Raw genomic sequence first — 20,989 nt, 5'->3', positions numbered from 1 at the left:
CCGACAGTAACCGACATGGTACTTTGGACGTAGTTTCTCAACAGCTTGGTAGCATAAAAAAAGGCCCCGAAGGGCCTGAAGATGCGGAGCATGCTACTGCGGCGTACCAGTGGAGCGCGCCGGTACGCCGTCTGTTCAGCGAGGGCTCAGAAAAAGCCCATCGGATTCACGTCGTAGCTGACCAGCAGGTTCTTGGTCTGCTGATAGCTGTCGAGGATCATCTTGTGGGTTTCCCGGCCGACACCGGATTTCTTGTAGCCGCCAAAGGCGGCGTGGACCGGGTACATATGGTAGCAATTGGTCCATACCCGCCCGGCCTGGATACCCCGGCCCATGCGGTAGGCAACGTTCATGTCCCTGGTCCAGACGCCCGCGCCGAGGCCGAACTCGGTATCGTTGGCGATGGCCAGCGCTTCGGCCTCGTCCTTGAAGGTGGTGACGCTGACCACCGGGCCGAAGATTTCCTCCTGGAACACACGCATCTTGTTGTGTCCCTTGAGCAGGGTCGGTTCGATGTAGTAACCGCCGCCCAATTCGCCTTCCAGGCGCTCGGCGTTGCCGCCGATAAGGAACTCGGCACCCTCCTCCCGGGCAATTTCCATATAGGACAGAATCTTGTCGAACTGCTGTTCAGAAGCCTGCGCGCCGACCTGAGTCTCGGTATCCAGCGGATTGCCGCGTTTAATACGGCGGGTACGGTCGAGCACGCGGGCGATGAAGTCGTCGTACATGCCTTCCTGGATCAGTGCCCGGGATGGGCAGGTGCAGACCTCACCCTGGTTGAAGAAAGCCAGTACCAGCCCCTCGGCAGCCTTGTCGATAAAGCTCTCTTCGGCCTTCATGATGTCGGCGAAGTAGATATTCGGGGACTTGCCCCCCAGCTCGGTGGTGGACGGGATGATGTTCTCCGCCGCACAGCGCATGATGTGCCGGCCCACCGGGGTGGAGCCGGTGAAGGCAATCTTGGCGATACGCTTGCTGGTGGCCAGCGCCTCGCCGGCTTCCCGGCCATAGCCGTTGACGATATTGAGCACGCCCGGTGGCAGGAGGTCGGCGATCAGCTCGGCCAGTACCAGGATGCTGACCGGGGTCTGTTCGGCCGGCTTGAGTACAACGCAGTTACCCGCCGCCAGCGCTGGCGCCAGCTTCCAGGCAGCCATCAGGATCGGGAAGTTCCAGGGGATGATCTGCCCCACCACGCCCAGCGGCTCATGGAAGTGGTAGGCCACGGTGGTTTCGTTGATTTCCGCGGTACTACCTTCCTGGGCGCGAATGCAGCCGGCAAAGTAGCGGAAGTGATCGGCGGCCAGCGGAATGTCGGCATTCAGGGTTTCACGTATCGCCTTGCCATTGTCCCAGGTCTCGGCCACGGCGAGCAGTTCCAGATTCTGCTCGATGCGGTCGGCGATCTTCAACAGGATGTGGGAGCGTTCCTGCACAGAGGTCTTACCCCAGACCGTCTTCGCCGCGTGAGCGGCATCTAGCGCCCGATCGATATCTTCGGCGGTGGAACGGGGGATTTCGCAGATGGCTTCGCCGGTAACCGGCGTCGTGTTGGTGAAGTACTGGCCTTTGACCGGGGCGACGAACTCACCATTGATGAAGTTGCCATAGCGGTTCTTGAAGGTGATGAGGGAGCCGGCAGCTCCAGGATTGGCGTAGATCATTGTTGAAGTCCTCTGTGCGCAGCCTGGCCCCACGGCTCAGGTCATGCCTGGATACTAGTTACTCCATGCAAGCACCGTGAATGCCTCCTTGGCAGGGCTGGTGTCGTTATTTAGTAGTAGATGCAGCAGTAGGCACCCCGCCCGGCGGTTGCCGGCTGATAATGGTCTGCAGCCGCTGGACCTGCCCCGGCTCGAGAAGGCGCGCATCCGGCCCGGCGTTGGCGGCCTCGATGCACAGCATGCGACGATAGCCGTGCGCCGGGAACTGGCTCAGGCGCGCGCCCTTGTCCTGTCAGGGACTCCATACCACCACCGATCGACTGCCGCGGCGCTGTACCCATAATGGGCCGGCGGCCCCATCGAGCAACTGAACCTCCGCCGTCGTGTCGAAGCACACCCGGTCCACCTCGCCACGGAACCGGATGGGGCGTGCTGGTGGCATATCGCATCCGCCTGCAGCTGGCACAGCTATGGTCTCGGCCCGGGGCAATCGCCGCTGCGCTTTCTCAGCTCGGTCAACGACGCCCTCGGCGAACACTTCATCGTCGCCGCCAACACTGCCGGAGAAGAGCTGTTCCGCATATCGGTAGCCGAGCGCTGCCATAGCGGTTGCCGCACCCGAGCACCGACCATGCGGTGATCCTGTCCCGCAGGCCGGGTATAAATCTCTATGTAATCAATATGGTGGACGGCACTCTTGAGGCGCTGGTCGAAGCTGGAGAAGACTTTCACTTCTATGGCCACGGGGTGTTCAGCCAGGATGGCAGGCGCTTCTATGCCACTGCCAATCACTATCCCAGTGGCGAGGGGTATATCCGCGTCTACGCCGCCGATGACGGTTACCGGCACCTGCAGGACTTCCCCGTGGCCGGCATGGGCCCGCACGAGCTGCGCCTGCACCCGGATGGCCAACGCCTGGTGGTGACCATGGGCGGAATCCAGACCCACCCGGATTATGGCCGGTTCAAGCTGAACCTGGAGTCCATGAAGCCAGCCCTGGTGGTGATGGATCGCCACGACGGAACGATCCTGCAGCGCTGCGAGCCGTCCCATCACCAGTTCAGTTGCCACCACCTGGAGATCAGCAGCGATGACGTGGTCATCGCCGGTTACCAGTTCGAAGGCCCGAAATGGGAAACACCGCCCCTGATCGCCCGGCTGGACACCGAGACCGGCGCGTGCCCGCTCCGCAGCAGGCGCACTTGGGCAACTATACCGCGAGTGTCGCGATCAGTCGGCATTCTCCCGTGGCGGCGATTACCGCGCCGCGGGGAAAGTGCGTGGTACTGCTGGATTATCGCTCCGCCGAGCCACTGCGCATCGTGCTGCTGGCTGATCCGGGCGGAGTGCTGGTCGGAGCAGACGGGAGCTTCGTCGTGTCTTCCGGCGCGGGGCTGTTCCGTATCGAAGCGAGCGGTGCCGGGCCGCAGTTGCTGGTCCAGCACGCATTGCATTGGGATAACCATCTCAGCCGGGCCTGATGCCCGGGCGGCAGTGCGGTCAGCGACTGGACACCATGCGCTCTATGCATTGCCGGGACTCGTCTGGCAGGTAGGTGAACTGCAGTCCAGTCCAGAACTGCTGGCCGCCGATGCTCTCGCGATTCCATCGGCTTTCCGCATCCAGGGTGAATTCGCTGACACCGTCAAGGGTCATCGGCAGGTTGACCTGCAGAGCCCAGGCCCGGTTCAGCTCGATGGGTTTCTCGCTCAACAACATCAGACCTTCGGCGTGCAGATCAACCACACGGCCAAGTAGCTGTCCGCTGTCGAGATCATATACTTCAAGGCTGCTGCTCACGTGATGGCGCTCCAGTTTTCGTCTATCCCGCATGATGTGCTTCGTCTCGCATATGACTCGATTGTGGACCATTTGTATGGTGGCGATAAGCTATACCCCTCTTCTTTAAGCGGGCTTTTCTCGAGTTTGTGATCGAGTTCAATTACAGCTGCGGTTGCGCCCTGTTCACCTCCTGTCCCATACTCGGTCCGCCTGTACGGGTTGCCCGGCCAGCGTCCTGCGAAGAACTTCTAGGGGGTCTCATGCGTATATTGGCTTCAACTCTGTTGCTTTTAGGCAGCAGCCTTATCGGAATGGTTCATGCCCACGATTATCAGGCGGGAGACCTCCGGGTGCAGCACCCCTGGTCCCGCCCCCTGCCCCCGGTCTCCCCCACCGGCGCGGCTTACATGGTCATAGAGAACCATGGGCAGCAGCCGGATGCCTTGATCGGGGTCAGCACTCCGATCGCGGGTCACGCCGAGCTGCACGAACATGTACATCAGGGTGATCTGATGAAGATGCAGCAGATCGAGCGCGTGGAAATCGCACCCGGCGACCGCGTCGAGTTCGTACCCGGCGGCTACCACGTCATGCTGTTCGATCTCCGGCAGCCGTTGACCGCGGACACTGCCTACGCCCTGACCCTGGAGTTCGAGCGCGCCGGAGCGCTGGAGGTGGAGGTGCGTGTCCATGAACAGCCCTCCCCTGCAGCCGACCGCGCTGTGCATGACCACCATGGGCAGGGTCACCACCACTGACGCCGCCGGGCGCCTCGATCAGTCGCGGCGCGAGGGCGTACGCATGGTAACGAACTCCTCCGCCGCCGTCGGATGGATGCCCAGCGTGGCGTCGAACACCGACTTGGTTGCACCTGCCTTGAGGGCTACCGCCAGCCCCTGAATGATCTCGCCGGCGTCGGGGCCGACCATGTGCACGCCCAGTACCCGGTCGCTGGCCTGGTCCACCACCAGCTTCATGAAGCTCTGCTCGGCATTGCCGGCCAGGGTGTTGCGCATCGGACGGAAACGACTTTCGAAGATATCCAGCTTGTAGCCCTGTGCCCGGGCCTGCTCTTCGGTCATCCCCAGGGTGCCGATGTTGGGAATGCAGAACACTGCCGTTGCCAGATCCTCGTAATCTACCGGACGATACTCCTCCGGCCGGTACAGGCGCCGAGCCAGTGCCATGCCTTCAGCCAGTGCCACAGGCGTGAGCTGGATGGTGTCGGTGACATCGCCGATGGCGAAAACCGCCGGATCGGTAGTCTGGTACAACTCATCCACCGCAATGAAGCCTTTCTCATCCAGGGTGACGGCCGTGTTTTCCAGGCCCAGCCCATCAAGCTTGGGGCGACGGCCGGTGGCGTAGAGGACCAGGTCGGTTTCCAGCGTCTCACCGTTGTGCAGGTGCAGCAGCAGGCTGCCATCAGCCTGCTTGTCGATGCGCTCGACCTGGGCATTGAACTGCAGATCCAGCCCCTTGTTCTGCATGGTGACCACCATATGGTCACGCAATCCCTGATCAAAACCCCGCAGGAACTGCTCGCCCCGGTACAGCAAACTGGTCTGGCAGCCCAGACCGTTGAATATGCTGGCGAACTCGACAGCGATATACCCCCCGCCGACAACAGCGCAGCGGGCGGGCAGCTGCTCGAGATAGAAAACCTCATTGGAGGTAATGACGTGCTCGCGTCCGGGGAACTCGGGTACGAAGGGCCAGCCTCCGGTCGCCAGCAGTATGCGTTCAGACGTGAAACGTTTGTCACCTACGGCCACCGTGTGCGAATCCAGCAGACGGGCTCGACCATGAATCAGCGTGACACCGGCGCCGGTCAGCAGGTTGTGATAGATGCCGTTGAGGCGGGTTATCTCGGTGTTCTTGTTCTCTACCAGGCGCTGCCAGTTGAAGGATTCCACCTTGAGATCCCAGCCATAGCCCCGGGCATCCTCGACGTCCTCGGCAAAATGTGCGGCGTAGGCAAACAACTTCTTGGGCACACAGCCCACGTTGACGCAGGTGCCTCCCAGATAGAGCTCTTCGGCTACCGCAACCCGCGCGCCGAACCCGGCGGCCATGCGGCTGGCACGCACGCCGCCGGAGCCGGCGCCGATAACGAAAAGATCAAAATCAAACTCTGACATGCTCGCTGTCCGTTCCGGAATACAAGGGGGCCAGCATACCCTATTTGAGCGACCGCTGAGACAAGGCGGTACGGCAGACTATGCTGAGCAGCCCGACGGATATAGAATTCCCCTCCATCAGATAAGGATATAAGAACGGGTGTCAGGGATGGCCAGATCAGGTTCTACCCAGGTTCACTGGGTCGTACGGCTCAACTATCGAAACCGCAGTCTCTCCTTCATGCTGCTGTTCGGTGTCATCGCCCTGCACTGGCTCGATGACCCGCCCGGTCCCCTGCTCTGGGTGCTGCTGGTCATGCAGCTGCTGATCTATCCGCATATCGCCTATCAGCTGGCCCGGCGTGCCAGCCTCATGCTTCGGGCGGAAACCATCGTCATGCTGCTGGATGCCGGACTCTTTGGCTGCTGGGTGGCAGTGCTCGGGTTTCCATTGTGGATCAGCTTTGCCATGCTCGTCAGCGTGCATATCAATCTGGTGGCGTTCCGCGGCGTGCCGGGGTTGCTCAGCTGTATGGCTGCAAGCCTGACGGGTGTTCTGGTCGGCATGCTGCTCGCCGATGTGGAACTGCGCCCTGACAGCAGCATACAGGTCACGCTGGCCTGCATGGTCGCCCTCAGCCTGTACCTGCTGGCGTTCAGTCACAGTGCCCACTTGCGCAGCCTGTCGCTGCGCGATGCCAAGGAACAGCTGCGCAACAACCAGAGGCAATTACAGCGCAAGCTGGAGGAGATCAACGCGCTGCAGATCCAGCTCCGTGAGCTGGCCCATCGCGATCCGCTCACCGGGCTCTACAATCGCCGTCATCTGGACGCTCAGCTGCTCGACAATGTGGTGAACCGCAAGGCCGACAGCAATCTCTGCCTGCTGCTGATCGATATCGATCATTTCAAGCGCATCAACGACGAGTTCGGCCATCAGGCCGGGGATCAGGTGCTGGCCCGATTGGCGGGGCTACTGACCAGCCACTGTCGCAGCAGCGATATCATCTGCCGCTATGGCGGCGAGGAGTTCGTCGTGCTGATGCCGGAAGTGACGATCGGAGCAGCGGTAGAGCGGGCGGACGCCATCCGTCTGGCCTTTACCGGGCTGAAAATGAGGTTCAACAATCGGGATCTGGCCCCCACGCTCTCCGTGGGTATTGCCGCCTGTCCCCTGCATGCAACTTCCGGAGACAGGCTGTTTGAATGTGCCGATCAGGCCCTGTATCGGGCCAAGGCTGCAGGCCGCAATCGTACCGTACTGTGGTCCGCCGACAGGCTTTCACCGACAGACCCCAGTACCATCTGAGCCCTGCCTCAGCCGGCGTCCAGTAACTGTTCGAATTCACGGTTGTACAGGCCGGCCAGCTCGGTTTTCTGTGCATCACTGAGCAGTTTGCCGGCCATCTGGAAGAAGCGTCGCTCTTCCTCTTCCAGGTGGTGCAGGACCTTGTCCCCGAGTTCTCTGGCGGTGGTCAGCCAGCTCGAGCTGGACATCTCGATCTCATCCAGCTTTTCCAGCAGTTCGTCCATTTCATGGTGCTCGGCAATGGCGTGCCGACTCAGGTCCACACCATTATCGTGGGCCATGAGCGGAATATAGAAATGCCGCTCTTCGGCGGTTTCGTGGGCCAGCAGCTCGTCTTTGAGTCGCTGGTAGCACTTGCGGCGCTCTTCAGTGTTGCCCTTGCTAAGCAATACCGCATCGATGTACTCGCGCTGCCGATCATGGCTGATTCGCAATGCCTCGAAGATGGTCATACGTCTCCTCCAGGTTGGCTGTATCTGGAATACGGACCCGCTTCGCTGCAGCTAGTTCAGCCTAAACGCTTTCGAGGAGTGTCGAAAAGCCGACACATGATTGCTGCCCCCTTTCATAAGCAGCCCGGCAGGCATACAATACGGCAATTGGTCGCAGGCCGCTCCAGAGCCGCCGCACATAAAACTTACAAGCCGTTTCTCCAAGGAGTGCCGGCATGCCTGATGTTGCTGTATCTACACTGCCCCATAACTGGGCGCTGGCTGCCTTTCTGCTGGGTGTTCTGGGTCTTTGCGCCTTCATGCTTCTGGTGTCCAGCATACTGGGCAGCCGCGCCTGGGGGCGCAGCAAGAACGAGCCCTTCGAATCGGGCATCGTTTCGACCGGTGACACCCGGTTGCGCTTCTCCGCCAAATTCTATCTGGTCGCGATGCTCTTCGTGATCTTCGATGTTGAAGCCCTGTTCCTCTTCGCATGGGCCGTCTCGGTGCGCGAGAGCGGCTGGGCAGGGTTCATCGGAGCCTCCGTTTTCATTTCAATTCTAGTTGCGGGTCTTGTCTATGAAGCATCCATCGGTGCCCTTGATTGGTCACCGGCGGGCCGGCGCAGGAGGCAAGCGAAGCTAAAATGAGGCTCTTGACATGCAATATGAACTTATTCGGATCGATCCGGATGCCGTCAATGACGAGTATCCCATCGGTACCAGGGAGAGTGTCGACGAACAACTGCTGAAAGACCAGGTTCACCGCAACATCTTCATGGGCAAGCTCGAAGATGTGATCAGTGGTGCGGTGAATTGGGGACGCAAAAATTCACTCTGGCCATACAACTTCGGTCTCTCCTGCTGCTACGTGGAAATGACCACGGCCTTTACGGCACCGCATGACGTTGCCCGCTTCGGTGCGGAGGTCATTCGTGCGTCTCCGCGTCAGGCGGATTTCATGGTCATCGCCGGTACCTGCTTCATCAAGATGGCTCCAGTCATCCAGCGTCTCTACGAGCAGATGCTCGAACCCAAGTGGGTCATTTCCATGGGCGCCTGCGCCAACTCCGGCGGCATGTATGACATCTATTCCGTCGTTCAGGGTGTGGACAAGTTCCTGCCCGTGGACGTGTACATCCCCGGTTGCCCTCCCCGTCCCGAAGCCTTCCTGCAGGGGCTGATGCTGCTGCAGGAGTCCATCGGCAAGGAGCGTCGCCCCCTGTCCTGGGTAGTCGGAGATCAGGGTATCTATCGGGCAGATATGCCTTCGCAACGCGAGCAGAAGCGTGACCAGCGCATCCAGGTCACCAATCTGCGTACACCCGACGACGTGTGATCGGGCTTTTGTACCCGCACCGCCGCCGTATTCCACCGTTGACCGATAGCGATACTCATGATGACTGCAGATCAGGCATTGCACATACCTCCCTACAAGGATAATGACCACAGGGTCATTACCGAGCTCGGCACCCAATTCGGCGCCGATGCCATCAGCGTCCAACCCACCCTGACCGGCGTGCCCGTGATCTGGGTCGCACGCGAGCAGCTGCTGGCAGTGCTGCGCTTCCTGCGTCAGCTGCCACAGCCCTACGTCATGCTCTACGACCTGCACGGGGTCGACGAGCGACTGCGCACTCATCGGCAGGGCCTGCCCGCCGATGTGGATTACACGGTCTTCTACCACCTGATGTCACTGGAACGTAACAGTGACGTGATGATCAAGGTCGGCCTCCGCGAGAATGACCTGCGGGTCCCCTCCGCCGCCTCCATCTGGCCGAACGCCGACTGGTACGAGCGTGAAGTCTGGGACATGTTCGGCATCGAGTTCGAAGGTCACCCGCGACTCAAGCGACTGCTGATGCCACCGACCTGGCAGGGCCACCCGCTGCGCAAGGATTATCCGGCGCGGGCCACCGAATTCGACCCCTATGCGCTGAGCGCGGCCAAGCAGGACCTGGAGCAGGAAGCCCTGCGTTTCCGTCCGGAGGACTGGGGCATGAAGCGTGGCGGCGAGCATGAGGATTTCATGTTTCTGAACCTCGGCCCGAACCACCCATCGGCCCACGGCGCCTTCCGCATCATCCTGCAGCTCGATGGCGAGGAGATCGTCGACTGCGTACCGGAGATCGGCTACCACCACCGCGGCGCGGAAAAGATGGGCGAGCGCCAGAGCTGGCACAGCTACATCCCCTATACCGACCGGGTCGACTACCTCGGCGGGGTGATGAACAACCTGCCCTATGTGCTGGCCGTCGAGAAGCTGGCCGGCATCAAGGTGCCGCAGCGGGTCGACGTGATCCGCATCATGATGGCCGAGTTCTTCCGTATCCAGAACCATCTGCTGTTTCTGGGTACCTTCATCCAGGATGTCGGCGCCATGACGCCGGTGTTCTTCACCTTTACCGACCGGCAGCGGGCGTACAAGGTGATCGAGGCCATCACCGGCTTCCGCATGCACCCGGCCTGGTACCGCATCGGCGGCGTGGCCCACGACCTGCCCCGTGGCTGGGACCGTCTGGTTCGCGAGTTCCTCGACTGGATGCCCAAGCGTCTGAACGAATACGAGAAGGCGGCGCTGAAGAACAGCATCCTGATCGGCCGGACCCGCGGCGTGGCGGCCTACAACACCCGTGAAGCGCTGGACTGGGGTGTGACCGGCGCCGGTCTGCGGGCTACCGGCTGCGATTTCGACCTGCGCAAGGCCCGCCCCTATTCCGGCTACGAGAACTTCGAGTTCGAGGTGCCGCTGGCGGCCAATGGCGATGCCTACGACCGCTGCATGGTCAAGATGGGCGAGATGCGCGAAAGCCTGCGCATCATCGAACAATGCCTGAACAACATGCCCGAAGGCCCGTACAAGGCGGATCATCCGCTGACCACGCCGCCACCGAAGGAGCGCACCCTCGAGCATATCGAAACGCTGATCACCCACTTCCTCCAGGTCTCCTGGGGCCCGGTGATGCCGGCCAATGAGTCCCTGCAGATGATCGAGGCGACAAAGGGCATCAACAGCTACTACCTGACCAGCGACGGCAGCACCATGAGCTACCGCACCCGGATCCGGACGCCGAGCTTCCCGCACCTGCAGCAGATCCCCTCGGTGATCCGCGGCAGCATGGTGTCGGACCTGATCGCCTATCTGGGCAGTATCGACTTCGTTATGGCTGACGTGGACCGCTGATCATGAGCAACCTTATCAAGACTGATCGTTTCGTTCTCAGCGATGCCGAACGCGCCGCCATCGAAGAGGAAATGCACCACTACGAGGACCCGCGGGCGGCCTCCATCGAGGCACTGAAGATTGTTCAGCAGGCTCGCGGCTGGGTGCCTGACGGCGCCGCCGATGCCATCGGCGAGATTCTCGGTATTCCGGCCAGCGATGTGGAGGGTGTCGCCACCTTCTACAGCCAGATCTTCCGCCAGCCGGTTGGCCGTCACATCATCCGCGTCTGCGACAGCATGACCTGCTTCATCGGCGGTCACGAGTCGGTTCTGGACGGTATCCGCACCACCCTGGGCATCGAGCCGGGGCAGACCACCGCCGACAACCGCTTCACCCTGCTGCCGGTGTGCTGCCTGGGCAACTGCGACAAGGCGCCGGCACTGATGATTGATGACGACACCTTCGGTAACGTGACTGCAGACAGCGTGGCTGCGCTGCTGGAGGACTACCCATGAGAACCCTTTCCTCTTTCGGCCCGGCCAACCGCAGCGCCCGGTCCGAAGAAACCCACCCCATGACCTGGCGCCTGCGCGATGACGGACAACCGGTCTGGCTGGAGGAATATCAGCAGAAGAACGGTTATGCCGCAGCACGCAAGGCGCTGCTGGACATGGCCGCGGCGGATATCGTCAGCACCGTTAAGGATTCCGGACTCAAGGGTCGGGGTGGCGCCGGCTTCCCGACCGGGGTCAAGTGGAGCCTGATGCCGGCGGACGAATCCCAGAACATCCGCTACCTGCTGTGCAATGCCGACGAGATGGAGCCCAATACCTGGAAGGACCGCCTGCTCATGGAGCAGCTGCCCCACCTGCTGATCGAGGGCATGCTCATCTCGGCGCGGGCGCTCAAGGCCTATCGGGGCTATATCTTCCTGCGCGGCGAATATGTCGATGCGGCGCGCAATCTGAATCGTGCCATTGCCGAAGCCAGGGCCGCCGGCCTGCTGGGCGGGAACATTCTCGGCTCCGGCTTCGACTTCGAGCTGTTTGTGCACACCGGCGCCGGCCGTTATATCTGCGGCGAGGAAACCGCCCTGATCAACTCGCTTGAAGGCAGAAGAGCCAATCCTCGGGCCAAACCGCCCTTCCCCGCCAGCGTCGGGGTCTGGGGCAAGCCGACCTGCGTCAACAATGTGGAAACCCTGTGCAACGTGCCGGCCATCGTCGGCAATGGTGTGGAGTGGTACACCTCCCTGGCCCGCCCGGACAGTGGCGACCATGGCACCAAGCTGATGGGCTTCTCCGGCAAGGTGAAGAACCCCGGCATCTGGGAACTGCCCCTGGGCATCAGCGCCCGGGAGCTGTTCGAGGACTACGCCGGCGGCATGCGCGACGGTTACGCCCTCAAGTGCTGGCAGCCTGGCGGTGCAGGCACTGGCTTTCTGCTGCCGGAGCACCTGGAGGCCTCGATGTATTCGGGCGGCATCGCCAAGGTCGGTACGCGGATGGGCACCGGCCTTGCGCTGGCCGTTGACCACACGGTGAACATGGTCTCGCTGCTGCGCAACATGGAAGAATTCTTCGCTCGGGAATCCTGCGGCTGGTGTACTCCCTGCCGGGATGGATTGCCCTGGAGCGTGAAGACTCTTCGCGCCCTGGAGGGTGGCCGGGGCAGTGCCGAGGACCTGGAGATCCTGGCGCGCCTGGTGGAGTTTCTCGGGCCGGGCAAGACCTTCTGCGCCCACGCCCCCGGTGCGGTGGAACCGCTGGGCAGTGCGATCAAGTACTTCCGTGAGGAGTTCGAGGCGGGGATAGATCCGGCAGCGGGCAGAGGACGCCCGAAAGCTGAGTTCGTCCAGGCCTGACAGCATTGAGAGTCCTGTGGGGATGTTGCCTCGGCATTTCCCCCGCCGGACGAGACGGGAGTCCAAGCGACTCTCCGAGGATTCCATTATCAGAACCCGTAAACCGGGTAAGAAGAAAGTACAACCATGGCCACTATCCATGTAGACGGTAAGCAATACGAAGTCGATGGGGCGGACAACCTGCTGCAGGCCTGTCTGTCCCTCGGCCTCGATGTTCCCTACTTCTGCTGGCACCCTGCGCTGGGGAGCGTGGGCGCCTGCCGCCAGTGTGCGGTCAAGCAGTATTCGGACGAGAACGACACCCGCGGGCGCCTGGTCATGTCCTGCATGACGCCGGCCACCGACAACAGCTGGATTTCCATCGATGACGAGGAGGCCAAGGCATTCCGGGCCAGCGTCATCGAATGGCTGATGATCAACCACCCCCATGACTGTCCAGTGTGCGAGGAAGGCGGACACTGCCACCTGCAGGACATGACGGTAATGACCGGGCACAACCAGCGGCGCTACCGCTTCAGCAAGCGGACCCACGTCAACCAGGATCTGGGCCCTTTCATTGCCCACGAGATGAATCGCTGCATTGCCTGCTACCGCTGCGTCCGCTACTACAAGGACTATGCCGGCGGCACCGATCTCGGCGTGTTCGGCGCCCATGACGAGGTGTATTTCGGCCGCGTCGAGGATGGCGTGCTGGAAAGCGAGTTCTCCGGCAACCTGACCGAGGTCTGCCCCACCGGGGTATTCACCGACAAGACCCATTCCGAGCGATACAACCGCAAGTGGGACATGCAGTTCGCACCGAGCATCTGCCATGGCTGCTCTGCCGGATGCAATATCAGTCCCGGCGAGCGATACGGCGAGATCCGCCGTATCGAGAACCGCTTCAACGGCTCGGTAAACCATTATTTTCTGTGCGACCGGGGTCGTTTCGGCTACGGCTACGTCAACCGCAAGGACCGGCCGCAGCGCCCGCTGCTGCAGCGCTCCCGACTGAGCATGGGCATCGATGCTGCCCTGGATCAGGCTGCTGGTCTGCTGAACCGTCAGCGTATTCTGGGGATCGGCTCGCCCCGCGCCAGTCTGGAAAGCAACTTTGCCCTGCGCGAACTGGTCGGCGCCGAGGACTTCTATTCCGGTATGGCCCGGGAAGAGCTGGCCAACGTCAACGCCATCCGCGAGCTGATCCAGCATGGCCCCCTGCCCACCGCGTCCATTCGCGATATCGAGAACCATGATGCGGTCTTCGTGCTCGGTGAAGATCTGACCCAGACCGCGGCGCGGATCGCCCTTGCCCTGCGCCAGAGTGCCAGGGGCAAGGCCACCGAGATCGCCGAAGCCGCCGGTATCCAGAGCTGGCACCAGGCAGCGGTGCAGAATATCGCCCAGGGCGCCCTGAATCCCGTGTTCATCGCCAGTGTCGACAGCACCCGTCTTGACGATATCGCCGCCGAGGCAGTGCGCGCCGCGCCGGCCGACCTGGCCCGCCTCGGCTTTGCCGTTGCCCACGCCATCGACCCCAGCGCGCCGGCGGTCGATGGGCTGGAAGCGGATGCCCGCGAGCTGGCCGGACGTATCGCCGAGGCCCTGCTGGCGGCCCGACGCCCGCTGTTGGTGTCCGGTGCTTCCCTGGGCAGTCGTTCACTGATCGATGCCGCGGCCAACATTGCCCAGGCGCTGAAGAACCGTGGCAAGGATGCTTCCATCAGCATGGTGGTGCCTGAAGCCAACAGCATGGGCCTTTCCATCATGCTTGCCGACGAACCGGGCGACCGTTCGGTGGAAGCGGCCCTGGATGCTGTGGTCGAAGGTCGCTACGACGCTCTGGTAATACTGGAAAATGATCTGTATCGCCGTGCCGACAGCCAGCTGGTCGACGCCGCGCTGGCCGCCGCCAAGGTGGTGATAGTGGTCGACCATCAGCAGACGCCCACTGCGGACAAGGCCCACCTGCTGTTGCCGGCCTCCAGCTTTGCCGAAGGCGACGGCACCCTGGTGAGTCTGGAAGGCCGCGCCCAGCGCTTTTTCCAGGTATTCGAGCCCGGTTACTACAATCCGGATGTACTGATCCGCGAGGGTTGGCGCTGGCTGCATGCACTGCGCCACACTCTGCTCGGCAAGCCGGTCGACTGGACCAGTCTCGACCAGGTAACCGCGGCCTGTGCCGCTGTACATCCGCGCTTGGCGGGCATTACCGAAGCGGCGCCGGACGCCAGCTTCCGCATCAAGGGTCAGAAGCTGGCCCGTGCCCCACACCGCTACAGTGGTCGCACCGCCATGCGTGCCAACATCAGCGTGCATGAGCCACGCCAACCCCAGGATCCTGACAGCCCCTTCGCCTTCTCCATGGAAGGCTATTCCGGCGCCGGGCAGGACCGGCAGCAGATTCCCTTTGCCTGGTCTCCGGGCTGGAACTCGCCCCAGGCCTGGAACAAGTTCCAGGATGAGGTAGGTGGTCATCTGCGTGCGGGTGATCCGGGTGTGCGTCTGCTTGACGGCGCCCGCATGGATGTCGATTGGGCCCAGCCGCCGGCGGCTTTTGCGCCGGCCGCCGGGACCTGGCAGGTGGTACCGCTGTACCACCTGTTCGGCAGTGAGGAAAACAGCGCCCGCGCCGAGCCCATCCAGCAACGCATGCCCCAGCCCTATGTGGCCCTGGCTGAAGCCGAGGCCCAGCGTCTGGGTGTAACTGATGGTGCGATGCTCGCGCTCAGCCTGGGCGACCGGCAGCTGCAGCTGCCGGCTCGCATCAGCAGCGAACTGCCGCTGGGCGTGATAGGTCTGCCCGTCGGTCTGCCGGGCATCCCGCCGTTGACCGCAGCCAGCGTTGCGACCGGAATCAAGGAGGCCACCCGATGAGCTGGTTCACGCCCGAGGTAATGGCGATCCTCATCGCCGTGATCAAGGCCATTGTCATCCTGCTGGCGGTGGTCATTGCCGGCGCCCTGCTCAGCTTCGTCGAGCGCCGCCTGCTGGCCGTCTGGCAGGACCGTTACGGCCCCAACCGGGTAGGCCCCTTCGGCATGCTCCAGATCGTTGCGGACATGCTGAAGATGTTCTTCAAGGAGGACTGGACGCCGCCCTTCGCCGACAAGCTGATCTTCACCCTGGCGCCGGTGGTGGCGATGAGCTCGCTGCTGGTGGCCTTCATCGTCGTGCCGATCACCCCTACCTGGGGTGTGGCGGATCTGAACATCGGCCTGCTGTTCTTTTTCGCCATGGCCGGGCTGACCGTTTATGCGGTGCTCTTCGCCGGCTGGGCCAGCAACAACAAGTTCGCCCTGCTCGGCGGCCTGCGTGCCGCGGCCCAGACGCTCTCCTATGAAGTGTTCCTGGGTCTGTCACTGATGGGCGTGGTAGCCCAGGCGGGTTCGTTCAACCTGCGGGATATCGTGGCCTATCAGGCCGACAACCTGTGGTTCATCATTCCGCAGATCTTCGGCTTCCTGACCTTCTTCGTGGCCGGCGTCGCGGTGACCCACCGTCACCCCTTCGATCAGCCCGAAGCCGAACAGGAGCTGGCGGATGGTTACCACGTCGAGTATGCGGGCATGAAGTGGGGCATGTTCTTCGTCGGCGAGTACATCGGCATAGTGCTGGTATCGGCACTGCTGGCCACGCTGTTCTTCGGCGGCTGGCACGGGCCCTTCGACCTGCTGCCGCAACTGCCCTTCCTGTGGTTTGCACTGAAAACCGGTTTCTTCATCATGATCTTCATCCTGCTGCGCGCCTCCCTGCCGAGACCGCGCTACGACCAGATGATGGCATTCGGCTGGAAGGTCTGCCTGCCATTGACCCTGATCAACCTGCTGGTAACCGGCGCCATCGTGCTGGCAGCGGCCTGAGGAGACAGCCATGATCAAATCGATTCTTCATGTAGTACATGGCTTCTATACCCAGCTTCGCAGTCTGGTGATGATCTTCGGCCATGCCTTCCGCAAACGGGACACCCTTCAGTATCCGGAGGAGCCCGTTTACCTGCCGCCGCGTTACCGTGGCCGTATCGTGCTGACCCGCGACCCTGATGGCGAGGAGCGCTGCGTTGCCTGCAACCTGTGCGCCGCCGCCTGTCCGGTCGGCTGCATCTCGCTGCAGAAGGCCGAGACCGAGGATGGGCGCTGGTATCCGGAGTTCTTCCGCATCAACTTCTCGCGCTGCATCTTCTGCGGGCTGTGCGAGGAGGCCTGTCCGACCACCGCGATTCAGCTGACCCCGGATTTCGAACTGGCCGAGTACAAGCGCCAGGATCTGGTGTACGAGAAGGAAGACCTGCTGATTGCCGGTACCGGCAAGAACCCCGATTACAACTTCTACCGCGTCTCCGGTCTGGCCATTGCCGGCAAGCCCAAGGGCGCCGCGCAGAACGAGGCCGAACCGGTCAACGTCAAGGGGCTGCTGCCATGATCGTTGCGAGGACAATCTGATGGAATTTGCCTTCTACTTCTCCGCCGGGGTCGCCGTCGCGGCCACCCTGATGGTGATAACCAATACGCGCGCAGTGCATGCGCTGCTCTATCTGGTCACCTCGCTGCTGGCGGTGTCCATGTGCTTCTTTTCCCTCGGTGCGCCCTTTGCCGGGGTGCTGGAGATCATCGTTTACGCCGGCGCCATCATGGTGTTGTTCGTGTTCGTGGTGATGATGCTCAACCTGGGTGAAGGCAGTGAGCGCCAGGAGCGACAGTGGCTCAGCGTCCGCGGCTGGATAGGACCGGGCGTCCTCTCCGGACTGCTGCTGGCCCAGCTGCTGTATGTGCTGTTCAGCGCGCCCTCCTCGGGAACAGTGACCGGCGCCGCGGTGGACGCCAAGGCGGTCGGCTTCGCCCTGTTCGGCCCCTATATCCTGGCGGTGGAGCTGGCGGCGATGATGCTGCTGGCCGCCATGGTCACGGCCTTCCACATCGGACGTCACGAAGCCAAGGAGATCGCATGACAGGCATACCCATGGAGCATGGCCTGGCCCTGGCCGCCGTGCTGTTCAGCCTTGGTCTCACCGGGCTGATGATCCGCCGCAACATTCTGTATGTGTTGATGAGTCTGGAGATCATGATGAACGCCGCCGCCCTGGCCTTCGTCGTTGCCGGTGCCCGCTGGGGTCAGGCCGACGGTCAGGTGATGTTCATCCTGGTGATTACCCTTGCAGCGGCCGAGGCCAGTATCGGTCTGGCGATCCTGCTGCAACTGTATCGCCGCTTCAGAACCCTGGATGTCGATGCTGCCAGTGAGATGCGCGGATGAACATGCTATTTCTTACCCTGTTGTTCCCGCTGATCGGCTTCCTGCTGCTGGCCTTCTCCCGCGGCCGCTGGTCAGAAAACACTTCGGCGCTGGTAGGCGTCGGCTCGGTGGGGCTGTCCGCTCTGGTCAGCGCCTGGATCATCTTCCAGTACAGTACCGGCGCCCTGCCCGATGGGGCCTACATCCAGGTGCTCTGGCAATGGATGGCGGTGGGCAACTTCACGCCCAGCCTGACCCTGTATCTGGATGGCCTGTCACTGACCATGCTCGGCGTGGTTACCGGTGTGGGCTTCCTGATCCATCTGTTCGCCAGCTGGTACATGCGCGGTGAAGCCGGCTACTCCCGCTTCTTCGCCTACACCAACCTGTTCGTCGCCAGCATGCTGTGTCTGGTGCTGGCCGACGACCTGCTGTTCCTGTACCTGGGCTGGGAAGGGGTCGGCGTCTGCAGTTATCTGCTGATCGGTTTCTACTACACCGAACGCAAGAACGGCAACGCCGCGCTCAAGGCCTTCCTGGTGACCCGGGTCGGCGACGTGCTGATGGCCTTCGGTCTGTTCATCCTGTTCGTCCAGCTCGGTACGTTGAACATTCAGGCACTGCTGGAGCTGGCACCGCAGCGCTTCGCCGAGGGCGACTTCTGGCTGAGTCTGGCCACCCTGGCCCTGCTCGGCGGCGCCGTGGGCAAATCCGCCCAGCTGCCGCTGCAGACCTGGCTGGCCGACGCCATGGCCGGCCCGACCCCGGTCTCCGCGCTGATCCACGCCGCGACCATGGTGACCGCCGGTGTCTACCTTATTGCCCGTACCCACGGTCTGTATCTGCTGACCCCCGAGGTGCTCCAGCTGGTCGGTGTGGTGGGCGGTCTGACCCTGTTGCTGGCGGGCTTTTCCGCCCTGGTGCAGACCGATATCAAGCGTATCCTAGCCTACTCCACCATGAGCCAGCTCGGTTACATGTTCCTGGCCCTGGGAGTGGGCGCCTGGGAGGCCGCGATCTTCCACCTGATGACCCACGCCTTCTTCAAGGCCCTGCTGTTCCTGGCCTCTGGATCGGTGATCCATGCCTGCCACCATGAGCAGAACATCTTCCGCATGGGTGGCCTGTGGAACAAGCTGCCGGTGGCCTACGCCAGCTTTATCGTCGGTGGTGCGGCACTGGCAGCCCTGCCGCTGGTGACCGCCGGCTTCTACTCCAAGGACGAGATCCTCTGGGAGGCCTTTGCCAGCGGTAATACAGCCCTGCTGTACGCCGGCCTGGTCGGCGCCTTCCTGACCTCGATCTATACCTTCCGCCTGATCTTCGTGGTGTTCCATGGTCAGGTTCAGACCGAGGCCCATCCCGGTCGCGGACTGGCCCATAACCTGCCGCTGATCGCACTGATAGTGCTGTCCACCTTTGTCGGCGCCTGGATCACTCCACCTCTGGCCGGTGTGTTGCCGCAGAGCGTCGGGCATGCCGGAGGCGAGGGTCGCGTGGGGCTTGAGATCCTGTCTGCCGCGATCGCCGTGGCCGGTGCCTTCCTTGCTGCCTGGCTGTATCTGGGCAAGCGGACTCTGGTGGAGCGGGTCGGCAACAGCGCTCCGGGGCGGATACTCACTGCCCTGTGGTTCGCTGCCTGGGGCTTCGATTGGCTCTATGACAAGGTCTTCGTGCAGCCCTACCTGTGGCTGACCCGCATACTGCGGCGTGACCCGCTGGACCGCACCATCGGCATCCTGCCGCTGCTGGCCAGAGGGGGTAATGCGCTGCTGAGTCGGACCCAGAATGGCCAGATCCGCTGGTATGCCGCCACCATTGCCGCTGGCGCAGTGCTGGTGCTCGGCTTCCTGCTGCTCTCGGTAGCCTGACCATGAATTTACGTAAGGAAATGATCCCGTCATGATTCTGCCCTGGCTGGTACTGATTCCCTTTATCGGCGGCCTGCTGTGCTGGCAAGCCGAACGCTTCAGCAGCACCCTGCCCCGCTGGCTGGCGCTGCTGACCATGAGTCTGGTGCTGGTTCTGAGCCTCTGGCTCTGGATCAGCGCTGATTATTCGCTCGCCGGCATCAGTGGCGGCGCACCGGTATGGACCCTGGAGTTCAACCATGTATGGATCGCCCGGATGGGCATCAACCTGCATCTGGCGCTGGATGGTCTGTCCCTGCTGATGCTGATCCTCACCGGTATCCTCGGGGTGCTGTCGGTGCTCTGTTCCTGGAACGAGATCCAGCACCGCATCGGTTTCTTCCACCTCAACCTGATGTGGATCCTGGGTGGCGTAGCCGGTGTATTCCTGGCCATGGACCTGTTCCTGTTCTTCTTCTTCTGGGAAATGATGCTGGTGCCGATGTATTTTCTCATCGCACTCTGGGGCCACAGCGGTGAGGGCAAGAAGACCCGCATCAATGCGGCCACCAAGTTCTTCATCTACACCCAGGCCAGCGGTCTGATCATGCTGGTGGCCATCCTCGGTCTGGTTCTGGTGCACTACAACCAGACCGGCACCCTGACCTTTGCCTACGAGGCGCTGCTGGGAACCGAGATGCCCGCCGGCGTCGAGTATGTCCTTATGCTGGGTTTCTTCATCGCCTTTGCGGTGAAGTTCCCGGTGGTACCCCTGCACTCCTGGCTGCCGGATGCCCACGCCCAGGCACCCACCGCAGGCTCGGTGGACCTGGCCGGTATTCTGCTGAAGACGGCGGCCTATGGCATGCTGCGTTTTGCCCTGCCGCTGTTCCCCAACGCCTCGGTTGAATTTGCCCCCATCGCCATGACCCTGGGTCTGATCGGCATCTTCTACGGAGCGATCCTGTCGTTTGCCCAGACCGACATCAAACGTCTGGTTGCCTATTCCAGCATCTCGCACATGGGCTTCGTGCTGATCGGCATCTACGCCAGCACCCACCTCGCCCTCCAGGGCGCTGTGGTACAGATGGTCGCCCACGGTCTGTCGGCAGCGGCACTGTTCATCCTGTGCGGCCAGCTCTACGAGCGCATCCATACCCGGGACATGCGCGAGATGGGCGGGCTCTGGGCGCGTATCCCCTATCTGCCGGCACTGAGCATGTTCTTCGCGATAGCCTCGCTCGGCATGCCCGGCACCGGCAACTTCGTCGGTGAATTTCTCATCCTGTTCGGCACCTTCGCCGACAACCCCTGGGTGGTGGTAATAGCCACCTTCGGCCTGGTGCTGGCTTCGGCCTATTCGCTGATCATGATTCACCGTGCCTACTTCGGCGCCGAGCGCTCCGGCGATACGCTGCGCGGCCTCGATACCCGTGAGCTGCTCATGGTGCTGTCGCTGGTGGTGCTGCTGGTCCTGCTGGGGCTCTATCCGCAGCCGGTGCTGGATACCTCGGCACAGAGCATGAACGCCGTCCAGCACTGGCTCGGCGATGCCCTGTCCAACCTTGTTCCGGCCCGGTAGCAGTCAGA

General features: G+C 62.3%; 18 protein-coding genes and 1 pseudogene. 15 read left to right on the top strand and 4 right to left on the bottom strand.

Translation table 11 applies throughout. The features are described 5' to 3' along the window. Positions 1-146 precede the first annotated feature (146 nt). On the bottom strand, positions 147-1,667 hold the full coding sequence (gene exaC / locus BM046_RS12425; protein WP_090539931.1) for an acetaldehyde dehydrogenase ExaC: 1,521 nt from the start codon (positions 1,665-1,667) through the stop codon (positions 147-149). Between the two features lie 636 nt (positions 1,668-2,303). On the opposite strand from exaC, the pseudogene BM046_RS16610 reads away from it, so the two are divergent. Next, positions 2,304-3,148, top strand: a pseudogene (locus BM046_RS16610) (DUF1513 domain-containing protein). 19 nt (positions 3,149-3,167) lie between these two features. Here the strand turns inward: BM046_RS16610 and BM046_RS12410 are convergent. Next, entirely contained in the window at positions 3,168-3,500 is a 333-nt protein-coding gene (locus BM046_RS12410) for a PilZ domain-containing protein (RefSeq protein WP_268875200.1), read from the bottom strand. A 299-nt stretch (positions 3,501-3,799) separates the two neighbouring features. Here BM046_RS12410 and BM046_RS12405 point away from each other — a divergent pair, with 299 nt between their 5' ends. Continuing rightward, complete coding sequence (locus tag BM046_RS12405) at positions 3,800-4,207, top strand: copper chaperone PCu(A)C (RefSeq protein WP_407920444.1); 408 nt, start codon at positions 3,800-3,802, stop codon at positions 4,205-4,207. A gap of 18 nt (positions 4,208-4,225) precedes the next feature. Here BM046_RS12405 and gorA read toward each other — a convergent pair whose 3' ends face one another. After that, on the bottom strand, positions 4,226-5,590 hold the full coding sequence (gorA, locus tag BM046_RS12400; RefSeq protein WP_090539923.1) for a glutathione-disulfide reductase: 1,365 nt from the start codon (positions 5,588-5,590) through the stop codon (positions 4,226-4,228). Positions 5,591-5,738: 148 nt separating this feature from the next. Here gorA and BM046_RS12395 point away from each other — a divergent pair, with 148 nt between their 5' ends. Then, complete coding sequence (locus tag BM046_RS12395) at positions 5,739-6,878, top strand: sensor domain-containing diguanylate cyclase (protein WP_090539921.1); 1,140 nt, start codon at positions 5,739-5,741, stop codon at positions 6,876-6,878. 8 nt (positions 6,879-6,886) lie between these two features. Here the strand turns inward: BM046_RS12395 and BM046_RS12390 are convergent, their stop codons facing one another. Next, positions 6,887-7,330: a hemerythrin domain-containing protein gene (locus BM046_RS12390; RefSeq protein ID WP_090539919.1), complete on the bottom strand. Its 444-nt coding sequence runs from the start codon at positions 7,328-7,330 to the stop codon at positions 6,887-6,889. Positions 7,331-7,545: 215 nt separating this feature from the next. Between BM046_RS12390 and BM046_RS12385 the strand changes: the two genes are divergently transcribed. From BM046_RS12385 to nuoM, 12 genes are all read left to right on the top strand, one after another. Next, the gene (locus BM046_RS12385) at positions 7,546-7,959 is read left to right on the top strand and encodes an NADH-quinone oxidoreductase subunit A (protein ID WP_090539917.1); all 414 of its coding nucleotides are present in this window, start codon (positions 7,546-7,548) and stop codon (positions 7,957-7,959) included. A gap of 10 nt (positions 7,960-7,969) precedes the next feature. Beyond that, a complete protein-coding gene (locus tag BM046_RS12380; RefSeq protein ID WP_090539915.1) occupies positions 7,970-8,647 on the top strand; it encodes an NADH-quinone oxidoreductase subunit B in 678 nt (225 codons plus the stop codon). 60 nt (positions 8,648-8,707) lie between these two features. After that, positions 8,708-10,492 carry an NADH-quinone oxidoreductase subunit C/D gene (gene nuoC / locus BM046_RS12375; protein WP_090540089.1) on the top strand — a complete coding sequence of 595 codons (1,785 nt, stop codon included), beginning with the start codon at positions 8,708-8,710 and terminating at the stop codon, positions 10,490-10,492. A 2-nt stretch (positions 10,493-10,494) separates the two neighbouring features. Further along, positions 10,495-10,989 (top strand): NADH-quinone oxidoreductase subunit NuoE, encoded by a 495-nt coding sequence (gene nuoE / locus BM046_RS12370; RefSeq protein WP_090539914.1) that lies wholly within the window; start codon positions 10,495-10,497, stop codon positions 10,987-10,989. Continuing rightward, positions 10,986-12,338, top strand: a complete 1,353-nt coding sequence (gene nuoF / locus BM046_RS12365; protein ID WP_090539912.1) for an NADH-quinone oxidoreductase subunit NuoF — start codon at positions 10,986-10,988, stop codon at positions 12,336-12,338. Before nuoE ends, nuoF begins: the two co-directional genes overlap by 4 nt. A gap of 126 nt (positions 12,339-12,464) precedes the next feature. Further along, positions 12,465-15,194: an NADH-quinone oxidoreductase subunit NuoG gene (gene nuoG / locus BM046_RS12360; protein WP_090539910.1), complete on the top strand. Its 2,730-nt coding sequence runs from the start codon at positions 12,465-12,467 to the stop codon at positions 15,192-15,194. Next, positions 15,191-16,180, top strand: a complete 990-nt coding sequence (nuoH, locus tag BM046_RS12355; RefSeq protein WP_090539908.1) for an NADH-quinone oxidoreductase subunit NuoH — start codon at positions 15,191-15,193, stop codon at positions 16,178-16,180. The genes nuoG and nuoH overlap by 4 nt, the downstream gene beginning before the upstream one ends. A 10-nt stretch (positions 16,181-16,190) precedes the next feature. Next, a complete protein-coding gene (nuoI, locus tag BM046_RS12350) occupies positions 16,191-16,739 on the top strand; it encodes an NADH-quinone oxidoreductase subunit NuoI (protein WP_090539906.1) in 549 nt (182 codons plus the stop codon). Positions 16,740-16,758: 19 nt separating this feature from the next. Then, entirely contained in the window at positions 16,759-17,265 is a 507-nt protein-coding gene (nuoJ, locus tag BM046_RS12345; protein ID WP_090539904.1) for an NADH-quinone oxidoreductase subunit J, read from the top strand. After that, a complete protein-coding gene (gene nuoK, locus BM046_RS12340) occupies positions 17,262-17,570 on the top strand; it encodes an NADH-quinone oxidoreductase subunit NuoK (protein WP_090539902.1) in 309 nt (102 codons plus the stop codon). The genes nuoJ and nuoK overlap by 4 nt, the downstream gene beginning before the upstream one ends. Further along, entirely contained in the window at positions 17,567-19,420 is a 1,854-nt protein-coding gene (nuoL, locus tag BM046_RS12335; RefSeq protein ID WP_090539900.1) for an NADH-quinone oxidoreductase subunit L, read from the top strand. Before nuoK ends, nuoL begins: the two co-directional genes overlap by 4 nt. 31 nt (positions 19,421-19,451) lie before the next feature. Next, positions 19,452-20,981 carry an NADH-quinone oxidoreductase subunit M gene (gene nuoM / locus BM046_RS12330; protein WP_090539898.1) on the top strand — a complete coding sequence of 510 codons (1,530 nt, stop codon included), beginning with the start codon at positions 19,452-19,454 and terminating at the stop codon, positions 20,979-20,981. The last annotated feature ends 8 nt before the right edge of the window (positions 20,982-20,989 follow it).

Origin of the sequence: Halopseudomonas formosensis, from assembly GCF_900115905.1 — a bacterium.
GTDB lineage: Bacteria > Pseudomonadota > Gammaproteobacteria > Pseudomonadales > Pseudomonadaceae > Halopseudomonas > Halopseudomonas formosensis.
The sequence above is the reverse complement of the archived record's forward strand: the minus strand, read 5'-3'. Positions and strand labels throughout refer to the sequence as shown.